The following is a 21441-nucleotide window of genomic DNA, read 5'->3' as shown; positions in this document are numbered from 1 at the left end:
AATTATAAAATGACTAAGAAAGCTGACTATATTTGGTTTAACGGTGAAATGACGCCATGGGCTGATGCGAAAGTTCATGTGATGTCTCATGCTCTGCATTATGGAACATCGGTATTTGAAGGCGTCCGTTGCTATGATTCACACAAAGGGCCTGTTGTCTTTCGCCATCGCGAACACATGCAGCGTTTGCGTGATTCCGCAAAAATCTACCGTATGCCAGTCAGCTACAGTGTTGAAGAGTTAATGGAAGCCTGTCGTGCAACGCTGCGTGAAAACCACTTAGTCAGTGCATATATTCGCCCATTAGTTTTCATTGGTGATGTCGGTATGGGGGTTAACCCGCCAGATGGTTACAAAACAGACGTTATCATGGCTGCTTTCCCATGGGGAGCATACTTAGGCGAAGAAGCTTTAGACCAAGGTATTGATGCTATGGTTTCTTCTTGGAATCGTGTGGCACCAAATACAATTCCTACGGGCGCGAAAGCTGGTGGTAACTATTTATCATCTCTACTTGTTGGTAGCGAAGCACGTCGTCATGGATATCAAGAGGGTATTGCTTTAGATGTTCATGGTTACTTATCTGAAGGTGCGGGTGAGAACATTTTTGAAGTTAAAGATGGCATTTTATTTACCCCTCCGTTCACGTCTTCAGCACTTCCGGGGATCACTCGTGATGCGATTTTGACCCTTGCTAAAGATATGGGAATTGAAGTTCGTGAACAAACACTGTCTCGTGAATCTCTCTATCTTGCTGATGAGGTCTTTATGACCGGAACAGCAGCAGAAATCACCCCAGTACGTAGTGTTGATGGTATCCAAGTTGGCATTGGTCGTTGTGGGCCAGTAACGAAGAAGATCCAGCAAGCATTCTTTGGGCTGTTTGATGGCACAACAGAAGACAAATGGGGTTGGTTGGATCCAGTTAACCCTCAATAACAAATACAGCTTGATTTACAGGCGGTCGTTCCCCGCCTGCTTTAAAAACACGGGAGTAAAGATATGCCTAAGTACCGTTCAGCAACAACCACTCATGGTCGTAATATGGCAGGCGCTCGCGCATTATGGCGCGCCACGGGTATGACAGATGCTGATTTTGGAAAACCTATTATTGCAGTTGTTAACTCATTTACCCAATTCGTACCAGGTCACGTTCATTTGCGTGACTTAGGTAAACTGGTTGCAGAGCAAATTGAAGCTGCGGGTGGTGTCGCAAAAGAGTTTAATACAATTGCTGTTGATGATGGTATCGCTATGGGGCATGGCGGAATGCTTTATTCCTTACCTTCCCGTGAGTTAATTGCAGATTCAGTTGAATACATGGTAAATGCACACTGTGCAGATGCAATGGTCTGTATTTCCAACTGCGACAAAATCACCCCAGGTATGTTGATGGCATCGTTGCGTCTAAATATCCCTGTTATTTTTGTTTCGGGTGGCCCAATGGAAGCGGGTAAAACAAAGCTTTCAGATCAAATCATTAAATTAGATTTAGTTGATGCGATGATCCAAGGTGCTAACCCTAATGTTAGTGATGCAGATAGTGAGCAAATTGAACGTTCAGCTTGCCCGACGTGTGGTTCTTGTTCTGGTATGTTCACTGCTAACTCAATGAACTGCTTAACAGAAGCGTTGGGTTTATCACAACCGGGTAATGGTTCGCTCTTGGCAACGCATGCTGATCGCAAAGAGTTATTTATTAACGCAGGTAAGCGTATTGTTGAGTTGACTAAGCGTTATTATGAGCAGGATGATGAGAGTGCATTGCCACGTAATATCGCTAATAAAGCGGCGTTTGAAAACGCGATGACATTAGATATTGCGATGGGTGGTTCAACTAACACTGTTCTACATTTATTAGCCGCGGCTCAAGAGGCTGATGTTGATTTTACGATGACTGACATTGATCGTTTGTCACGTAAGGTTCCACATTTATGTAAGGTTGCTCCAAGCACACAAAAATACCATATGGAGGATGTCCATCGTGCTGGTGGTGTCATTGGTATTTTAGGCGAGTTGAGCCGTGCAGGTTTGTTGCAAGAAGATGTTAAAAATATTCTCGGTCTGACTTTTCAGCAGACACTTGAACAATACGATGTCATGTTAACAAAAGATGAAGCTGTTAAATCGATGTTCTCTGCGGGTCCTGCGGGTATTCGTACTACCCAAGCATTTTCTCAAAGCTGCCGTTGGCCTTCGCTAGATACTGACCGTGAAAATGGTTGTATACGCAATATAGAGCACGCTTATAGCTTAGATGGTGGATTAGCGGTTTTAGCTGGCAACATCGCAGAAGATGGATGTATCGTGAAAACAGCGGGTGTTGATGAGGGAAGCTTAATATTCCGTGGTCCAGCAAAAGTTTTTGAAAGCCAAGACGATGCGGTAGAGTCAATTTTAGGCGGTAAAGTCGTTGAAGGTGATGTCGTTGTTATCCGTTATGAAGGCCCGAAAGGTGGCCCTGGGATGCAAGAAATGCTGTATCCAACATCGTATCTGAAATCGATGGGATTAGGTAAGAGTTGCGCATTAATCACGGATGGGCGTTTTTCTGGTGGTAGTTCAGGGCTGTCAATTGGCCATATTTCTCCTGAAGCAGCGAGTGGTGGTTTATTAGCTCTTGTGCAAGATGGTGACATTATTGATATCAATATTCCTAAGAGAACAATGGTACTTGATGTCAATGAAAGTGAATTGAGTAAGCGTCGTGATGCTGAATTGGCTCGTGGCGATAAAGCATATACCCCGCGTAATCGTCAGCGGGAAGTGTCTTATGCGCTTCGTGCTTATGCATCTCTTGCGACCAGTGCAGATAAGGGCGCTGTACGCGACAAATCTAAACTGGGAGGCTGATTGTGGCCGCTGCAAAACCATTACCATTAGCACCGTCTGGTGCTGATTATTTAAAAGCGGCGCTGAGTGCGCCGGTTTATGAAGTTGCCCAAGTTACACCTTTGCAAGAAATGAATAAAATTTCTGCTCGGATGGGCAATACGGTATTAGTTAAACGTGAAGATAGGCAACCTGTTCATAGTTTCAAATTGCGTGGTGCTTACGCGATGATTGCAAGTCTGAGCGATGAACAAAAAGCAAAAGGGGTTGTTACAGCTTCGGCTGGCAATCATGCTCAAGGGGTTGCTTTATCAGCAAGTCGTGTTGGCGTAAAAGCAAAAATTGTGATGCCAATTGCGACAGCAGATATTAAGGTTGATGCTGTGCGCAGTTTTGGTGGCGAAGCCATCTTATATGGCGCAAATTTTGATGAAGCGAAAGCGAAAGCCATTGAAATGGCAGCAAAAGATGGCTACACCTTTGTTCCTCCGTTTGATCATCCATCAGTGATTGCAGGGCAAGCGACAATCGCGTTGGAGTTATTACAGCAAGATGCTCACCTTGACCGTATTTTTATCCCAGTTGGTGGTGGTGGCTTAATTGCAGGGGTTGCGGTCTTAATCAAACAGTTAATGCCTGAAATCAAGATCATTGGTGTTGAAGCAGAAGATGCCGCTTGTCTAAAAGCTGCGTTGAAGGCTGGGCATCCGGTCGACCTACCTCGCGTTGGTTTATTTGCCGAGGGTGTAGCAGTAAAACGTATTGGTGATGAAACATTTAGGCTTTGCCAACAGTATGTTGATGATGTGATCACGGTTGACAGTGATGAAATTTGTGCGGCGTTGAAAGATATTTTTGAGGACGTACGGGCAATTGCAGAGCCTTCAGGAGCTTTAGCGTTAGCAGGATTAAAAAAATACGTTCAACAGCATAATATTAAAGGTGAGCGCCTAGCTCATGTGTTATCTGGTGCGAACATGAATTTTCATGGTTTGCGTTATGTTTCTGAACGTTGTGAAATCGGTGAAAAACGAGAAGCTTTGCTGGCGGTGACGATCCCTGAGCAAAAAGGCAGTTTTTTACGATTTTGCCAATTGTTAGGGCAACGTCCCATTACAGAGTTTAACTATCGTTATACTGATGCTGATCCTGATCGAGCTTGTATCTTTGTTGGGGTAAGGCTAAATGGTGGTGAAAGCGAGCGTGTTGAAATTATTCAAGAGTTGAAGCAACACGGTTATGAAGTTGCTGATCTTTCTGATGATGAAATGGCAAAGCTTCATGTGCGCTATATGATCGGTGGGCGCCCATCTAAACCATTAAATGAACGCCTATATAGCTTTGAATTTCCAGAGTCACCGGGCGCGTTATTAAGATTTTTAGAGACGTTGGGAACCTATTGGAATATTACGTTATTTCACTATCGTAGCCATGGGACGGATTATGGCCGCGTATTGGCAGCCTTTGAGCTTGCTGAGCCAGAAGTTCGTTTTGATAGGCATCTTGAAGCGCTTGGTTATGAATATCATGACGAAACGGGTAACCCGTCGTTCCGTTTCTTTTTAGCACCTCAAGATGCACCACAGACATTAGATTGAGTTTTCAGGTAATAGCTGCCAAAACGATTTAATCAATGGTTCATGTAGGCGTTTGCTCAGTAAGCAGACGCCTAGTTCAAATGGTTCAACTAGTGAAATGTTATCAAGCTGCAATATACGGCTGCGGACAGGCTCAGGGCTGTTATCAACAACTACACTTGGAATAAGAGCGATACCGCAACCTAGTGCCACCATTGAGACAATCGCTTCATGGCCAGAAACGGTTGCATAAATAACAGGGTTATTAATATTGTGACGCCGAAACCACAACTCGATACGTTTTCTTGAAGGGCCATGCTCAGGCAAGATAAAGGGAATGGAGGACCAGTCAGGGTTTTCTTCTGTGGCCATAGTACGAACTGCACAAGGTAGTGCAGGGGCAATCAGGACTAAAGGTATTTCACCGATTTTGGTGAATCTGACATTGTCAGGTAGTCGTTCAGGTTTACCTGCGATCCCAAGGTCTGCTTCCTTAGTTTCCACTTTATCGACTGCATCAGCAGCATCACCAGTCGTAAGTTTTATTTCAACGAGCGGATGCAAGGCTCTAAATTTATCTAGAACCTGTGGTAAATGGCTGTACGCCGCGGTAACGGAACAGAAAAGGCGTAGCTCTCCTGTCAACGATGGGCTTTGTTGATTTAATACGTGTTGCAGTTGCTGATACTGCAACAGTGTTTGTTGAGCAAATTGTTTTAACTGCTCACCTGCTTGGGTCAATTTTACCGAGCGGTTATCTCGAATAAATAGTGGGTGCCCTAGCTGTTCTTCTAGGCGTTGTATTTGCCTAGACAGAGTGGATGGGCTGACATACATGGCTTTCGATGTTCTACCAAAATGGCAGCTTTCTGCTAAATGCAGAAATAGCTTTAAATCTCTAATATCCATTTGGAGCCTCCACTGAATCGAATAAAAATAGTGTTGCATAATTTGCAACATTGTATTGTTAATATATCAATTTAAGCAATGCAAATCATCGCATATAGTAAAACCATAATCGCTTGATAACAGCGGCAGGTGAAATGAAATGCCTGAAATAACGAACACAACAGAACAATGGAGTAAGACAATGGCGAATTATTTTAATACTTTGAATCTGCGTCAGCAGTTAGAGCAGTTAGGCAAATGTCGTTTTATGAAACGCGAAGAATTTGCTGATGAAGCAGGGTACCTGAAAGGTAAAAAAATCGTCATCGTCGGTTGTGGTGCACAGGGTTTAAACCAAGGCTTGAACATGCGTGATTCAGGCTTAGATATTGCTTATGCATTACGTGCGGAAGCAATCGCTGAGAAGCGTGCATCATGGCGTAAAGCGACTGAAAATGGTTTTAAAGTTGGCACTTACGAAGAACTGATCCCTCAAGCAGATTTAGTTGTTAACTTAACGCCAGACAAACAGCACTCAACGGTTGTTCGTGCGGTTCAACCAATGATGAAGCAAGGTGCAGCATTAGGTTACTCGCATGGTTTTAACATTGTCGAAGTTGGTGAAGAAATCCGTAAAGATATTACTGTTGTGATGGTTGCACCAAAATGTCCGGGTACTGAAGTTCGCGAAGAGTATAAGCGTGGTTTCGGTGTTCCGACATTGATCGCTGTTCACCCTGAAAATGACCCGAAAGGCGAAGGAATGGCAATCGCTAAAGCTTGGGCTGCTGCTACTGGCGGTCACCGTGCAGGTGTTCTGGAATCTTCATTTGTTGCTGAAGTTAAATCTGACCTGATGGGCGAACAAACTATTCTGTGTGGTATGTTGCAAGCAGGTGCTCTATTAAGTTACGACAAAATGGTTGCTGATGGTGTTGAGCCGGGCTATGCAGGTAAATTAATTCAGTTCGGTTGGGAAACCATTACCGAGGCACTGAAGCAAGGTGGTATCACATTGATGATGGATCGCCTGTCTAATCCTGCGAAATTGCGTGCATTTGCACTATCTGAGCAACTGAAGACCATCATGGCGCCATTGTTCCAAAAACATATGGATGACATTATCTCAGGTGAGTTCTCTGCAACGATGATGGCTGACTGGGCAAATGATGATAAAAACTTGCTGACTTGGCGTGAAGAGACAGGTAAAACTCCATTTGAGAATTACCCTGAATACGCAGGCAAAATCTCTGAACAAGAGTATTTTGACCACGGTGTTCTGTTAGTTGCTATGGTTAAAGCAGGGGTTGAATTGGCATTTGATACAATGTTGGAAGCTGGCATTCTTGAAGAGTCTGCTTATTATGAATCTCTGCATGAACTGCCATTGATTGCGAATACTATTGCTCGTAAACGCCTGTATGAAATGAACGTGGTTATTTCTGATACCGCTGAGTATGGTAACTACTTATTCTCTTTCGCAGTTGTTCCGATGTTGAAAGACTTTATGACAAAGCTACAAGCAGGTGATTTAGCGAAATCTGTTGCAGACAACGGTACCGATAATGCGCAATTGCGCGATGTTAATGAAGCTATCCGTAACCACCCTATCGAGAAAATCGGTAAGACGTTGCGTGGGTATATGACGGATATGAAGAAAATCGCTGTTGCTGGTTGATTTTTCGTCACTCTAGTGCGATAGGCTAGGTTGATGTATAAAAATTGTAGTATTGAAACCGTGTTGCACTGGTGGCACGGTTTCTTTGTTTTTATGCCGTACACGCTTTCTGCTACAATCCTCCTCATCTGTTTTTTAAATAACCTGATCTAGAGAAACCATGCGATTAAATCCAAGCCAACAGCAGGCTGTTGAATTTGTGGATGGCCCATGCCTTGTGTTGGCGGGAGCCGGCTCAGGGAAAACCCGAGTCATTACCAATAAAATAGCGCATTTGATCCGCCATTGTGGCTATCAACCACGCCAAATTGCAGCAGTGACGTTTACCAATAAAGCAGCGCGTGAAATGAAAGAGCGAGTCGCTCAAACGCTAGGTAAAAAAGAAGCGCGTGGTCTGATTATCTCCACATTCCATACTCTTGGCTTGGAGATCATTAAGCGTGAGTATAAGGCGCTAGGCATTAAGGCTAATTTTTCTCTGTTTGATGATCAGGACCAAATGGCTCTGCTAAAAGAGCTTACTTTTGATTTATTGGAAGAAGATAAAGATCTGTTACAGCAGCTGATCTCTTCGATCTCGAATTGGAAAAATGATCTATTATCGCCTGAGCAAGTGGTTGGGCGAGCAAGAAGCGAGAAAGAGCACCACTTTGCAGAGTGCTATCGCCGTTATGAGCTGCATTTAAAAAGCTGCAATGTTTTAGATTTTGATGATTTGATCAGCAAGCCAACTATATTGTTATCTCAAAATGAGGAAGTACGTGAGCGTTGGCAACACAAGATCCGTTATTTGCTGGTGGATGAATATCAAGATACCAATACTAGCCAATATCAATTAGTTAAACTGTTGGTTGGTCAACGAGCGCGCTTCACTGTGGTAGGTGATGATGATCAGTCAATCTACTCTTGGCGTGGTGCCAGGCCGCAAAATTTGGTGTTGTTAAGTGAAGACTTCCCAAAACTGAATGTGATTAAGTTAGAGCAAAATTATCGTTCATCGGAGCGCATTCTAAAAGCGGCCAATATTTTAATCGCTAACAATCCTCATGTGTTTGAAAAACAATTGTTTTCAACGTTGGGTTATGGTGCTCCGTTGAAAGTGATCACTGCGAATAACGAAGATCATGAAGCAGAAAGGGTGATCGGTGAATTGATCGCACATCATTTCATTAATAAAACGCAATATAAAGATTATGCGATCTTGTATCGGGGTAACCATCAATCACGTATTTTTGAAAAAATGCTAATGCAAAACCGCATTCCTTATCGAATTTCAGGGGGGACTTCATTTTTTTCACGTCCTGAAATCAAAGATCTTTTAGCCTATTTGCGCGTGTTGACTAACCCAGAAGATGACAGCGCTTTTTTACGTATTGTAAATACTCCTCGCCGTGAAATTGGCCCTAAAACGATCCAAAAACTTGGAGAGTGGGCAAATCAACGTGGTAAGAGCCTTTATCAAGCCAGCTTTGATTTAGGTTTAGAGCAGACACTCACAGGCAAAGGTCTGACCGCATTGCAACAATTCACCCATTGGATGGACAAAATTGTGCAGCTGTCAGAACGTGAGCCGCTATTAGCAGTCCGTGATTTATTACGGGAAATGGACTACGAAAGCTGGCTTTATGAAACCTCTGCGAGCACTAAAGCGGCTGAAATGCGCATGAAAAACGTCAATCAATTATTTACATGGATGAGTGAAATGGTTGAAGGCGATGAATTGAATGACCCTATGTCATTAAGCCAAGTGGTAACCCGTTTTACTTTACGCGATATGATGGAGCGTGGAGAAGATGATGAAGAGTCCGATCAGGTGCAGTTAATGACATTGCATGCATCAAAAGGATTAGAGTTCCCTTATGTTTTCCTCGTTGGTATGGAGGAGGGGTTGCTTCCTCATCAAAGTAGCATCGATGAAGACAATATTGATGAAGAGCGCCGATTGGCCTATGTAGGGATCACTCGTGCTCAGAAAGAGTTATTTTTCACGCACTGTCGCGAACGTCGGCAATATGGTGAGTTGATCCGCCCTGAACTAAGTCGTTTTTTATTAGAACTACCACAAGATGACCTAGAATGGGAGCAACAGCGCAAGGTTGTTACTGCGGAAGAGCGGATGCAAAAAGGGCAATCAGCACTCGCTGATATAAAGGCTCGTTTAGGGTTAAACAAGAAAGGATAGGCAAATATAGCCATTTCCCACACTGATGAGAGCGCAGTGTGGGAAATGAATAATAATTTAATTATTGGAGCTATTGCGTTCTTCAAGCGTGAGAGGCCAGCTCACATAGCCTTGCCATTGCACTTCCTGCTGTAAATTTTCTGAGCGTAGCGGGTGCTCAGCTAACCAGCGATATGGCAACATAATCTTCAGAGAAGTTGATTCTGCATGGAGCCTCAGTGCTGGTAAGGTATCATCACGTCGGCGGCTAGCAAAAATAATCGCTAATCGTAACAGGCGACATAAGCTATAAGCTTGTTGGATTGGCAATGCATTTTGTTGGCTAAGTGTAGCAAGGTCAACAGGCCCTTGTTGATTACGTAATAAGGCTGCGAGTAAACGTTTCTGTGCAGGGGTGAAACCAGGCAAATCAAGATTGGTGATTAAGTAACCTGCATGTTCTGGGCCTTTGCGAAAATCAACACTTAAACCAATCTCATGCAATGTACAGGCGGCTAATAATAAATCACGACATCGAGAGTCTAAGCCCCAATCTTTCGATACTTGCAAAAAGAAATGTTCAGCTAGTTGGCTAACCCGTGAGGCTTGCTCTATATCAACCTGAAAGCGTCGTTGAATGTTACGTAAGGTTCGGGCACGAATATCTTGCTCGATAGGGAGTTCAAGCATGCCATACACGAGCCCTTCACGTAATGCGCCGCCTGCCAATGTCATATTATCAATAGACAGGGCTTCAAAGATAGCAATGAGGATTGATAAACCGCTAGGGAATACGAGTGCTCGTTCAAAGGTTAACCCTTCAATTTCTAGCTCTTCTAACTTGTGACACTGAATGGCTTTGTACTTGAGCTGCTGTAGCTTATCTAGCGTAATCAGCTCATCCATTCCTTGTGCAATCATGATCTCTTGAATGGCCTGAACAGTACCTGATGCACCAACACAAATTTTCCAACCATGATTTTTTAAAGTATCAGCAATTGGGGTGATGACCGCATGAGCAGCTCGCTCTGCTTGAGCAAAATTCTCTTCAGTTAAAGAACGATCACTGAAATATCTTTCGAGCCAAGTCACGCAACCCATTTCTAGGCTAAATAACTGTTCGGCTTTTGCCCCTGTGCCAGTGACGAGCTCTGTGCTGCCTCCACCAATATCAACGACTAGACGTTGATCTGGGCCACCTGTAGTGTGGGCAACGCCTTGGTAGATCAATCGTGCTTCTTCTTCCCCCTGAATAACCTTGACAGTATTGCCGAGGATCTCACTGGCTTTTCGCACAAAAACATCTGCATTTTTAGCCAGACGCAGCGTTGCGGTAGCGACTACGCGTATTTGATTATTTGGGATGTCTTGTAAGTGTTCAGAGAAGAGGCGCAGACATTGCCACCCGCGCTCCATCGCTTGCTCTGACAGCATATTACTGCTATCTAAACCTGCAGCAAGACGTACCTTACGTTTCACCCTAGAAATAATCTGAATGCTACCGGCAACTTCACGCACGACCAACATATGAAAGCTGTTCGAGCCTAAATCAATTGCTGCATAGAGAGAAGATGATTTCAGCATATCGTTATTACTCAGCCTGGACGTTTATGGTTATTACGTGGGCCATTATGGCGACGTGGCGAATTCGAATTGCGGCGAGGCCCTCCAGGGCGCGGACGATGACGACGTTTTGGCGCTGGGAGGTCAGCTAGCAGTGCTTCACTGTTATATTTACTGACTGGAATAGAATGCTGAATATATTCTTCGATAGCAGGTAAATTCAGAGCATACTCTTCACAAGCTAGGCTGATTGAGTTACCACTTTCACCAGCACGCCCAGTACGACCGATACGGTGTACATAGTCTTCACAATCATCAGGTAAATCATAGTTAAATACATGTGTGACTGATGGAATATGTAGCCCACGAGCCGCCACATCTGTTGCAACTAAGATATCGAGATTACCTTGAGTGAATTCTTCTAAAATACGTAGACGCTTCTTCTGAGCAACATCGCCAGTTAATAGCCCAACACGATGTCCATCAGCAGCGAGGTGCGCCCAAATATCATCACAACGATGTTTGGTGTTAGCGAAAATGATGCAGCGCTCAGGCCACTCTTCTTCGAGCAACGTTTGCAATAAACGCATTTTTTCTTCGTTAGATGGGTAAAATAGCTCTTCTTTGATGCGATGACCCGTCTTTTGTAGCGGTTCTACTTCGATATACTCAGGGTTATTCATTTGCTCAAACGCAAGCTCTCTTACACGATAAGAAAGGGTTGCTGAAAAGAGCAAGTTCAACCTTTCAGTAACCACAGGCATGCGGCGGAACAACCAACGAATATCCTTAATAAAGCCAAGATCATACATGCGATCTGCTTCATCCAGTACGACAACTTGGATAGCGCCGAGATCAACATGACCTTGTTTAGCGTAGTCAATTAAACGGCCAGTGGTGCCGATAAGGATATCAACGCCATTTTGCAGTACTTTTAATTGCTCATCGTAGCCATCACCACCGTAAGCAAGCCCCATTTTTAAGCCAGTATACTCAGCCAACTCTTTTGCATCTGAGTATATTTGCACGGCAAGTTCACGTGTTGGAGCCATGAGCAGTGCGCGTGGTTGATTGACTTTTTTCCCTTCAATAGCAGGGTGTGTTAGTAAATAGTGAAATGTTGACGTTAAAAATGCTAACGTTTTACCCGTACCAGTTTGCGCTTGCCCCGCAACATCTTTGCCTTCGACAGTGAAAGGCAAGGTTGACGCCTGGATAGGCGTGCAAAAATTGAAGCCTTTTTTATTAAGTGCTTCAATGACTTTTGGGTGCAAGGCGAAGTCGGAAAACTTCTTTTCTGTCAAGTGTGCTTTACTCATAGTATGGTAGAATATCAGTTAACGGTTGGTTTACGAAAGTGTATCTTTTGAAATAAAGCATACTGCTGCCAATTAATGTTACACTAAGACGGTAAAAATGATCCATTGGAGTACAACATGAGCGACAAAATTATACATATAACTGATGCAAGCTTTGAGACCGCAGTACTAAAAGCAAGTTCACCTGTTCTCGTCGATTTCTGGGCTGCATGGTGTGGCCCTTGTAAAATGATCGCGCCAATTCTTGATGAAGTTTCTGAAGAATATACAGGCAAACTGACCATCGCAAAACTGAATATTGATGATAACCCAGCAACTGCACCAAAATATGGTATTCGTGGTATTCCAACACTTTTACTATTCAAAAATGGTGAAGTCGCAGCAACAAAAGTTGGTGCATTGTCTAAATCTCAGTTAAAAGATTTTCTAGACGAAAATCTGTAAGTTATAGCTGCTGTTTAAGTCAAAACGTTTAGCGGTATATCTATTTTATATAGGGGACCGCTAGACGTCCTCACTGAAGCATGATAAGTTATCTGCATCCTCATATAGTATCCGTATGGCTTGCTTTATAATCCGTTGTTCTTATCATAAATATCTGGTTTATCAGTTCAGTTGTGGTTCATTATTGTGATCTAGGGCTGATAGTGTATTGATTTCAAAAATTATTAATTTGAATGCTGATTGCGCTTGTAATATTCAGTTATCTTATTTGTGATGTTTTGTTATAAATCAGTATGAGATAGTTATGTTGAAGTATGTGTCAGTGGTGACTCAAGTCACTGTCGGCGAAAGAGCATTCAATTTGTGTTTTGGTGCTTTGGATGCCGCGAATTTACTGTATTGGGATCGATGTTGTCTTAAATGTACAAAAAAACTATTGCTAATATTGTCTGTGTTTCTAATAATAGGTCGCACATCGTTCCGATGATTCGACGCCATATGTTAGTGCGGTCTTAGCAATAACAAGCGCAAGAATTTTTACGCATTGTTAATCGTTGTTGTTTGTAACTATTAACAGGGCGTTATAAAGTTAAACTGGCACCTATATAGATTATGTATATATGATGTCTTCAATTTACGTTCATAGTTCGAGAAATACCCCGAGTTAAAGAACCCACCATTATGAATCTTACCGAATTAAAAAATACGCCAGTATCAGAACTGATTACGTTAGGCGAAAATATGGGGCTAGAAAACTTAGCCCGTATGAGAAAGCAGGATATTATCTTCTCGATTTTGAAGCAGCATGCTAAAAGCGGGGAAGATATCTTCGGCGATGGCGTACTGGAGATATTGCAGGATGGATTTGGTTTCCTCCGTTCAGCAGACAGTTCTTACCTCGCAGGTCCCGATGATATCTACGTTTCTCCCAGCCAAATCCGCCGCTTTAACCTTCGCACAGGCGATACCATTTCAGGAAAAATTCGTCCCCCTAAAGAAGGCGAACGCTATTTTGCCCTATTAAAAGTTAATGAAGTTAACTTTGATAAACCTGAAAACGCTCGCAGTAAAATCCTTTTTGAAAACTTGACCCCATTACATGCAAATAATCGTCTTCGTATGGAACGTGGTAACGGTTCAACTGAAGATTTAACTGCGCGTGTATTGGATCTGGCTGCTCCAATTGGCCGTGGGCAGCGTGGTTTGATTGTTGCTCCACCAAAAGCAGGTAAGACAATGTTACTGCAAAATATTGCAGCTAATATTGCTCACAATTACCCTGATTGCGTTTTGATGGTTCTGCTGATTGATGAGCGTCCTGAAGAAGTGACTGAGATGCAACGTTTGGTTAAAGGGGAAGTTATCGCTTCTACCTTTGATGAACCCGCTGCGCGTCATGTTCAAGTTGCTGAAATGGTCATCGAAAAAGCAAAACGTCTCGTTGAGCATAAAAAAGACGTTATTATTTTACTCGATTCAATCACACGTCTTGCTCGTGCTTACAACACCGTTGTTCCTTCATCAGGTAAAGTTCTGACAGGTGGTGTGGATGCAAACGCATTACATCGTCCGAAGCGCTTCTTCGGTGCAGCACGTAATGTTGAAGAAGGTGGTAGTTTAACGATTATTGCGACTGCTCTTGTGGATACAGGTTCTAAAATGGACGAAGTTATTTACGAAGAGTTTAAAGGTACAGGTAACATGGAATTACACCTGTCTCGTAAGATCGCAGAAAAACGTGTTTTCCCTGCTATCGATTATAATCGTTCGGGTACACGTAAAGAAGAACTGCTTACTTCACAAGAAGAATTACAGAAAATGTGGATCCTTCGTAAGATCATTCACCCAATGGGCGAAATCGATGCAATGGAATTCCTCATCAGTAAATTAGCAATGACGAAAACTAACGAAGAGTTTTTCGATTTTATGAAAAGATCATAATCGATAAATTTTCAGTATTGCGAAATCAAAAAAGCGCTGTCTATGACAGCGCTTTTTTATATGAGTTTGTTATTTTACGATAGACATTTGCTGTTAAATTAATCTTAAAAAGGGAAGAGGAGTGAAGCGTTTGTAAAATTTCTGCTCTATTAATGTATTCACTATAGGTGTTAATGAGTATTTTAAACTATGAGCTGCAATATGGATTTCATTCTTACCTTCCCAAAATAAGATATCTGTCATTAAATATTTTATATACCGATAGATAGCATTCAAACTGAAATGTATTTTGCAAAAACATAAATAGTGATGGCTTAAAATTCATAGGGTCAGACACGAAAAATGAGTGTATTTCTTGTTAACACCATTGTTGATTGTGAAATATACAGAAAAAGTGTGGTTTTATCGGATTTATTAGAATGTAATGGCTGTAAATAGTTAAAGTAATTTATTGTGATACAAAATCAATGAGTACGCGTTTAGCTCGTATGTCTATCTATAACTTTATCTATTAACAGTATTTTTCTTGTATATTATATGAGTGGTTTGAGATACTACTTCAATCTTTCTTTCTGTTTAAATTAGTTTAGCCTAGAAGGAGTTGTTTTTATGCTGACAGGCTGAAAAACAATATTTAGCCTTATAAATGAAGGATAAACAGAAAGGTAAGAAAATGAGAGTCAAGAAAAGTATCATGGTAAGCGCATTGGTATCATGATTATCAACAAAATAATAATTTTTGTATTGGATTTTTTCTATCATAAAACGGAGAATCAATTTGTTAAGTAAAATAAATTTTGTTTTATTTGTATTCTGATTGGTTTGGCGTAATACATGCCGTTGGTGTATTTATTAAAAGAGAATATCATTTGCAGATTGGCTTTTTTTTGATTTATCAAAAAGGGTTCAATTATTAAACGAAAAATAAGCCTAAAATTATAATTCTAGAGAGTTACTGGTTTTTATGGCATGTATATTGCTTTATGTCAGTATAAAACCCATAAATAAGAAGATGTCGTATAATTGTTATACACAAAATAGTTTGAAGTGCAGCTAGATGACAACAACATGAATCATTAGGCGTGTAGGGCTTATGTGATGTGTACCATTGAAAGCTATGCTGTAATTTGAAGTATAATGGGGAGACGGTGATAACCCTATGGGACTATTTTTAATGTCATTATTAAAGACTCGTCTTATAGCGCTTATCTGTTTTGAGATGATAATGCATGTGCTGTCGCCTGTGGTTATATGGGCTCGAACATTTTAGTTTTAGGTTAGTTAGATAAAAAGATAAGAGAGTGACTCGTGGACACCGCACAATTTTTTGCTAGTCTGTTTTACGTTTTTTTGTTCACGTTAGTATTTATTTTTATCGCTCGGGTTGTGGCAACCAAAATCGGGCTGGTAGATAAACCTAACTTTAGAAAAAAACACGTAGGATTGGTCCCTTTAGTAGGAGGGATAACGGTCTTTTTTGGTATCTGTTTTGCGTTTGTCATTACTGAGGAATATATTCCCCATAAATGGTTATACCTTATTTGTGCCGGCTTGCTGGTATTGATCGGTGCGTTAGATGACCGATTCGATATTAGTGTTAAATTAAGGGCGGGCGTGCAGGCGATAGTTGCCGTCGCAATGATGACGATCGCGGATCTAAAATTAGAATCGTTGGGTCATGCATTTGGGCCATGGGAACTTGTCCTTGGGCCATTCGGTTATATTGTCACGCTGTTTGCTGTCTGGGCTGCGATCAATGCATTCAACATGGTTGATGGTATTGATGGGCTTCTAGGTGGGTTATCTTGTGTCTCGTTCGGGGCCTTAGGCTTTTTATTATATCAAAGTGGTAACTATGCGTTAGCATTTTGGTGTTTTGCTTTTATTGCAGCTATCCTTCCTTATATCTTTTTAAATTTGGGTATCTTAGGCCGTCGCTTTAAAGTATTTATGGGTGATGCGGGGAGTACACTCATTGGGTTTACTATTATTTGGATCCTTGTGGAATCAACCCAAGATACGATACACCCAATCAATCCTGTCACCGCATTATGGATTATTGCGATCCCGCTAATGGATATGGTTGCGATTATGTATCGTCGTATTCGCAAAGGCATGAGCCCATTTTCACCTGATCGTCAGCATATTCATCATTTAATTATGCGTTCAGGTTTTACCCCAAGAGGGGCTTTTGTTCTGATTACTTTGTCTGCTGCGTTTTTGGCATGCGTAGGAATTATTGGTGAACGCCTGACATTTATTCCTGAATGGGTAATGTTGGCACTCTTTTTGCTTGTGTTCTTTATGTATGGTTACTGCATCAAACGGGCGTGGAAAGTGGCTCGTTTTATTAAACGCGTCAGACGTCGTATGCGTAGAGGTGCAGTACGGTAACGACAAACGGAAATAATAGAGGTTCTGTGCAGTGAAAAACTCAGAAACACAACCTAATCAGTATCAGCCGCCGATAGAACCGGAATTGGATATCCGTGGTTTGTGCCGTTCCTTATGGCAAGGTAAAATTTGGATCGTTGCAATTGCAGTCTTATTTGCTGCAATTGCATTGGGAGCTTCCTATTTTATGCAGCAAAAATGGAGTTCTACGGCGATCACTGACCTGCCAACAGTGAATAATTTAGGTAGTTATTATTCACAACAGCAATTTTTACGTAATCTGGATTCTCGAATCAATTCGACGGGTCAAGAAGGCCAACTGCCAACGATTGCTAATGAAGCATACCAAGAGTTTATAAAGCAAGTAGGTGCTTATGATACTCGACGTCAGTTTTGGTTAGCAACGGATTACTATAAGCAGCGCTTAGAGAATGACCCGAAGGCAGACGCCGCACTGTTGGATGAGTTGATCGACAATATCGAATTTACGCCAGCAGATAACCTAAAAATCACCAATGACAGCATTAAGTTAATTGCTGAAACATCGAAGGATGCCAATCAGTTATTGCGTGAATATGTGCAGTTTGCCAATCAACGTGCAACGGCAAACTTGAATGATGAAATTAAGGGTACTTGGGCGACGAAATTGCAGTCTATGAAAGCGTTGGTTAAACGTGAAGATATGGTTGCTGAGTCGGCTTATGAAAGGCGCTTAAATTTACTTGAACAAGCATTGAAAGTTGCACAAAAACAAGGTATTTCACGTAACCAAAGCACTGCACCGGTCGATGAAATTCCAGATTCAAAAATGTTTATGTTAGGGGTTCCACTACTGGAAGCTCAGATTGAAACATTGAAAGCAACAGGGCCTGATCATGATACTGATTATGATCAAAACATTGCAATGTTATCAACATTGAGTGTCGGGCCAACTCTCCAAGACCATTTTCAGGCTTACCGTTACCTGCGGACACCTGAGGATCCTGTCAAACGTGATAGCCCACGCAGAGCCTTTATGATGGTTCTTTGGGGTGCTATTGGTGCGTTGGTTGGTGCAGGCGTTGTGCTTGCTCGCCGCCGTCCATCCTGATTTGTATAAGTGGCTGGCATCATGTCAGCCACCGCATAAAGTCACTATAATTAAATAAAAGCAGCTAACTGCATAGATAAACATAAGAGAGTCACTGTGAAAGTATTGACTGTATTCGGCACTCGACCGGAAGCCATCAAAATGGCCCCGCTGGTTCATGCACTTGCTAATGATACGGCTTTTGAAGCTAAAGTATGTGTAACGGCCCAGCATCGAGAAATGCTCGATCAGGTACTGAAGCTATTTGAGATCACGCCTGATTACGATCTCAACATTATGAAGCCGGGGCAAGATTTAACTGACATTACCTGCCGTATTCTAGAAGGGCTAAAAAGCGTATTTGCTGATTTCCAACCTGATGTTGTCTTAGTGCATGGTGATACTGCGACTACAATGGCAACCAGCCTTGCGGCATTTTACCATCGTATCCCTGTAGGTCATGTGGAAGCGGGGTTACGCACTGGTAACCTGTATTCACCTTGGCCAGAAGAGGCAAACCGCAAAATTGCAGGTCATTTGGCCATGTACCACTTCGCACCAACAGAAAACTCTCGCCAAAACCTACTGAAAGAATCTATTCCAGATAGCCATATTTTTGTCACAGGCAATAGTGTTATCGACGCGTTGCTGTGGGTGCGTGATAAAGTGATGAGTGACCAATATATGGTCGACAAGTTGGCGGCGAATTACCCATTTATTGATACAAACAAAAAAATGATCTTAGTGACGGGTCACCGTCGCGAAAGCTTTGGTGGTGGTTTTGAACGCATTTGTCATGCACTGGCAGAAATCGCCCAAAGCCACCCTGATGTTCAGGTTGTTTACCCTGTACATTTAAACCCAAATGTCAGTGAACCTGTAAAACGTATTTTGCATGGCATTGACAATATTATTCTTATTAGCCCTCAAGAGTATTTACCTTTTGTCTACTTGATGAACCATTCTTACTTGATTTTGACAGATTCAGGCGGGATCCAAGAAGAAGCTCCATCACTGGGCAAACCTGTTTTAGTCATGAGGGATACAACAGAACGTCCAGAAGCTGTCGATGCAGGCACAGTACGCCTTGTTGGTACAGATACTCAAAAAATTGTTGCAGAAGTTAACCGGTTACTGACAGATGAAGCGGAATATCATGCAATGAGCCGCGCTCATAACCCATATGGGGATGGTCATGCTTGTCAGCGTATTCTTGAAGCACTAAAAAGCAATCAGGTGAAATTATGAGTTTTGAAACTATTTCTGTTATCGGCCTTGGTTATATTGGTTTACCAACAGCAGCAGCATTTGCCTCGCGTAAAAAGCAAGTTGTTGGTGTTGATGTCAACCAACATGCGGTTGATACCATTAATCAGGGTAAAATCCATATTGTTGAGCCAGAACTCGACAAAGTCGTTAAAGCGGCTGTTGAAGCAGGCCATCTGAAAGCTTTTACTAAGCCACAGCCAGCAGATGCTTATTTAATTGCGGTTCCAACCCCATTTAAAGGAGAACACGAGCCTGATTTGACTTATGTAAGAGCTGCGGCTGAGTCGATTGCCCCTGTGCTGAAAAAAGGTGATTTGGTCATTTTAGAATCAACTTCGCCTGTCGGAACGACAGAACAAATGTCTGAGTGGATGGCACAAGCACGCCCTGACTTAACTTTCCCTCACCAAGCGGGTGAGCAAGCCGATATCGATGTGGCCTACTGCCCTGAGCGTGTATTGCCGGGTCAGGTCATGGTTGAATTGATTAAAAATGACCGTGTTGTGGGTGGTATGAACCCGAAATCGTCGCTACGTGCGAGTGAGCTATACAACATTTTCCTTGAAGGGGAATGTGTGATCACCAACTCAAGAACAGCAGAAATGTGTAAGCTGACTGAAAACAGCTTCCGTGATGTGAATATTGCTTTTGCTAATGAATTATCACTGATCTGCGCGGAACAAAATATCAATGTCTGGGAGCTGATCAGCTTGGCTAATCGCCACCCTCGCGTCAATATTTTGCAGCCAGGTCCAGGCGTTGGCGGTCACTGTATCGCTGTTGACCCATGGTTTATTGTGGCACAAAACCCACAACAATCACGTTTGATCCACACTGCGCGTTTAGTGAACGATGGCAAACCGATTTGGGTTGTTGATCAAGTTAAAGCTGCCGTTGCAGATTGTTTAGCGGAAACGGGCAAAACTGCCAGTGAAGTGACTATTGCTTGTTTCGGTCTATCATTTAAACCAAACATTGATGATTTGCGTGAAAGCCCAGCGATGCATATCACTAAGATGATTGCCAACTGGAACAAAGGTAAAACCTATGCGGTCGAACCTCACATTCATGAGCTGCCAACGGCATTAAAAGGTATCGTTGAACTGGCCTCTATTGAAGATGCGGTGACTGATGCTGACATTATTTTAATGCTTGTTGATCATAGCCAATTCAAAGCGATTCAGGGTTCATTGATTAAGCAAAAATGGGTTGTAGATACCAAAGGAGTTTGGCGTTGAAACGCATTTTAATCACAGGTGGAGCCGGTTTTATCGGCTCTGCGGTTGTTCGTCATATCATTGAAAACACCAATGACAGCGCCATTGTCGTGGATTGTTTAACCTATGCGGGCAATCTAGAGTCATTAAGTGAAGTTTCAGGTAGTGAGCGCTATGCCTTTGAGCAAGTTAACATTTGTGATCGTGCAGAGTTAGATCGCGTATTTGCGAAATATCAGCCTGATGCAGTGATGCATTTAGCTGCCGAAAGCCATGTCGATCGTTCCATTGATGGCCCTGCGGCTTTTATTGAAACCAATATTGTTGGCACATATACCTTACTAGAGGCTGCACGCAACTATTGGATGGCGCTCGAAGAACCGCAAAAATCCCGATTCCGTTTTCACCATATTTCGACCGATGAAGTGTATGGTGATTTGGAAGGGCCTGATGGCTTCTTTACTGAAACAACGCCATATGCGCCAAGTAGCCCTTATTCGGCATCGAAAGCATCCAGTGATCATTTAGTACGTGCGTGGCAACGCACTTATGGCTTGCCAACAATGATCACCAATTGTTCAAATAACTATGGGCCTTATCATTTTCCTGAAAAGCTGATCCCACTGATTATTTTGAATGCTTTGGCAGGTAAACCATTACCTGTTTATGGTAAAGGCGAACAGATCCGCGACTGGTTATTTGTTGAAGATCACGCACGTGCGTTGCATTTGGTGGCCACAACAGCACAGCCGGGCAGCACTTACAATATTGGTGGTCACAATGAGCGCCGCAATATTGATGTGGTTGAAACCATTTGTGGGTTACTTGAAGAATTGTGCCCGCAAAAGCCACAAGGTGTCGCACATTATCGTGACTTGATTACTTATGTGACAGATAGACCGGGCCATGACATGCGCTATGCCATTGATGCCGATAAGATTGCCAATGAATTAGGATGGGTGCCACAAGAAACGTTTGAGTCCGGTATTCGTAAAACCGTGCTGTGGTATCTGAATAATGAAACGTGGTGGCGTCGTGTTCAAGATGGTTCCTATTCAGGGGAACGTTTAGGTCTGAGCCGTTAAGGAG

General features: G+C 42.5%; 15 protein-coding genes. 12 read left to right on the top strand and 3 right to left on the bottom strand.

Annotated elements, in window-relative coordinates:
* Positions 1 to 9 precede the first annotated feature (9 nt).
* The 3 genes from AC3Z9T_RS13385 to ilvA all read left to right on the top strand — a co-directional run bounded on the left by AC3Z9T_RS13385 (position 10) and on the right by ilvA (position 4430).
* Positions 10 to 939 carry a branched-chain amino acid transaminase gene (locus AC3Z9T_RS13385; protein ID WP_490126602.1) on the top strand — a complete coding sequence of 310 codons (930 nt, stop codon included), beginning with the start codon at positions 10 to 12 and terminating at the stop codon, positions 937 to 939.
* Between the two features lie 63 nt (positions 940 to 1002).
* Entirely contained in the window at positions 1003 to 2853 is a 1851-nt protein-coding gene (ilvD, locus tag AC3Z9T_RS13380) for a dihydroxy-acid dehydratase (RefSeq protein WP_490126601.1), read from the top strand.
* Positions 2854 to 2855: 2 nt separating this feature from the next.
* The gene (gene ilvA, locus AC3Z9T_RS13375) at positions 2856 to 4430 is read left to right on the top strand and encodes a threonine ammonia-lyase, biosynthetic (protein ID WP_490126600.1); all 1575 of its coding nucleotides are present in this window, start codon (positions 2856 to 2858) and stop codon (positions 4428 to 4430) included.
* Here ilvA and ilvY read toward each other — a convergent pair.
* Positions 4422 to 5318, bottom strand: a complete 897-nt coding sequence (gene ilvY / locus AC3Z9T_RS13370; RefSeq protein WP_490126599.1) for an HTH-type transcriptional activator IlvY — start codon at positions 5316 to 5318, stop codon at positions 4422 to 4424. The two genes, ilvA and ilvY, sit on opposite strands and share 9 nt — an antisense overlap.
* Before the next feature lie 181 nt (positions 5319 to 5499).
* Here ilvY and ilvC point away from each other — a divergent pair, with 181 nt between their 5' ends.
* Positions 5500 to 6975, top strand: coding sequence for a ketol-acid reductoisomerase (gene ilvC / locus AC3Z9T_RS13365; RefSeq protein ID WP_490126619.1), 1476 nt, complete (start codon positions 5500 to 5502; stop codon positions 6973 to 6975).
* Between the two features lie 160 nt (positions 6976 to 7135).
* Positions 7136 to 9157 (top strand): DNA helicase Rep, encoded by a 2022-nt coding sequence (rep, locus tag AC3Z9T_RS13360; RefSeq protein ID WP_490126598.1) that lies wholly within the window; start codon positions 7136 to 7138, stop codon positions 9155 to 9157.
* A 57-nt stretch (positions 9158 to 9214) separates the two neighbouring features.
* Here the strand turns inward: rep and gppA are convergent, their stop codons facing one another.
* Positions 9215 to 10720, bottom strand: a complete 1506-nt coding sequence (gene gppA / locus AC3Z9T_RS13355) for a guanosine-5'-triphosphate,3'-diphosphate diphosphatase (RefSeq protein ID WP_490126597.1) — start codon at positions 10718 to 10720, stop codon at positions 9215 to 9217.
* 11 nt (positions 10721 to 10731) lie between these two features.
* On the bottom strand, positions 10732 to 12018 hold the full coding sequence (gene rhlB, locus AC3Z9T_RS13350; protein ID WP_490126596.1) for an ATP-dependent RNA helicase RhlB: 1287 nt from the start codon (positions 12016 to 12018) through the stop codon (positions 10732 to 10734).
* Between the two features lie 117 nt (positions 12019 to 12135).
* Between rhlB and trxA the strand changes: the two genes are divergently transcribed.
* From trxA to rffG, 7 genes are all read left to right on the top strand, one after another.
* Complete coding sequence (gene trxA / locus AC3Z9T_RS13345) at positions 12136 to 12462, top strand: thioredoxin TrxA (protein ID WP_070928555.1); 327 nt, start codon at positions 12136 to 12138, stop codon at positions 12460 to 12462.
* Between the two features lie 681 nt (positions 12463 to 13143).
* Complete coding sequence (rho, locus tag AC3Z9T_RS13340) at positions 13144 to 14403, top strand: transcription termination factor Rho (RefSeq protein ID WP_140182136.1); 1260 nt, start codon at positions 13144 to 13146, stop codon at positions 14401 to 14403.
* Between the two features lie 1308 nt (positions 14404 to 15711).
* Positions 15712 to 16797, top strand: a complete 1086-nt coding sequence (gene wecA / locus AC3Z9T_RS13335) for a UDP-N-acetylglucosamine--undecaprenyl-phosphate N-acetylglucosaminephosphotransferase (RefSeq protein ID WP_490126595.1) — start codon at positions 15712 to 15714, stop codon at positions 16795 to 16797.
* Positions 16798 to 16828: 31 nt separating this feature from the next.
* Positions 16829 to 17887: an ECA polysaccharide chain length modulation protein gene (gene wzzE / locus AC3Z9T_RS13330; protein WP_490126594.1), complete on the top strand. Its 1059-nt coding sequence runs from the start codon at positions 16829 to 16831 to the stop codon at positions 17885 to 17887.
* 96 nt (positions 17888 to 17983) lie between these two features.
* Positions 17984 to 19114: a non-hydrolyzing UDP-N-acetylglucosamine 2-epimerase gene (wecB, locus tag AC3Z9T_RS13325; RefSeq protein WP_490126593.1), complete on the top strand. Its 1131-nt coding sequence runs from the start codon at positions 17984 to 17986 to the stop codon at positions 19112 to 19114.
* Positions 19111 to 20373 (top strand): UDP-N-acetyl-D-mannosamine dehydrogenase, encoded by a 1263-nt coding sequence (gene wecC / locus AC3Z9T_RS13320; RefSeq protein WP_490126592.1) that lies wholly within the window; start codon positions 19111 to 19113, stop codon positions 20371 to 20373. The genes wecB and wecC overlap by 4 nt, the downstream gene beginning before the upstream one ends.
* A complete protein-coding gene (gene rffG / locus AC3Z9T_RS13315; RefSeq protein ID WP_490126591.1) occupies positions 20370 to 21437 on the top strand; it encodes a dTDP-glucose 4,6-dehydratase in 1068 nt (355 codons plus the stop codon). The genes wecC and rffG overlap by 4 nt, the downstream gene beginning before the upstream one ends.
* Positions 21438 to 21441: the final 4 nt, after the last annotated feature.

This window comes from Providencia sp. 6390, assembly GCF_058148425.1.
The sequence above is the reverse complement of the archived record's forward strand: the minus strand, read 5'-3'. Positions and strand labels throughout refer to the sequence as shown.

What these genes read in the sequence shown, in the direction of transcription:
- AC3Z9T_RS13385 (WP_490126602.1), top strand. Translation starts at nt 10, where the DNA reads ATGACTAAGAAAGCTGACTATATTTGGTTTAACGGTGAAATGACGCCA.
- ilvD (WP_490126601.1), top strand. Translation starts at nt 1,003, where the DNA reads ATGCCTAAGTACCGTTCAGCAACAACCACTCATGGTCGTAATATGGCA.
- ilvY (WP_490126599.1), bottom strand. Translation starts at nt 5,318, where the DNA reads ATGGATATTAGAGATTTAAAGCTATTTCTGCATTTAGCAGAAAGCTGC.
- ilvC (WP_490126619.1), top strand. Translation starts at nt 5,500, where the DNA reads ATGGCGAATTATTTTAATACTTTGAATCTGCGTCAGCAGTTAGAGCAG.
- rep (WP_490126598.1), top strand. Translation starts at nt 7,136, where the DNA reads ATGCGATTAAATCCAAGCCAACAGCAGGCTGTTGAATTTGTGGATGGC.
- gppA (WP_490126597.1), bottom strand. Translation starts at nt 10,720, where the DNA reads ATGCTGAAATCATCTTCTCTCTATGCAGCAATTGATTTAGGCTCGAAC.
- rhlB (WP_490126596.1), bottom strand. Translation starts at nt 12,018, where the DNA reads ATGAGTAAAGCACACTTGACAGAAAAGAAGTTTTCCGACTTCGCCTTG.
- trxA (WP_070928555.1), top strand. Translation starts at nt 12,136, where the DNA reads ATGAGCGACAAAATTATACATATAACTGATGCAAGCTTTGAGACCGCA.
- rho (WP_140182136.1), top strand. Translation starts at nt 13,144, where the DNA reads ATGAATCTTACCGAATTAAAAAATACGCCAGTATCAGAACTGATTACG.
- wecC (WP_490126592.1), top strand. Translation starts at nt 19,111, where the DNA reads ATGAGTTTTGAAACTATTTCTGTTATCGGCCTTGGTTATATTGGTTTA.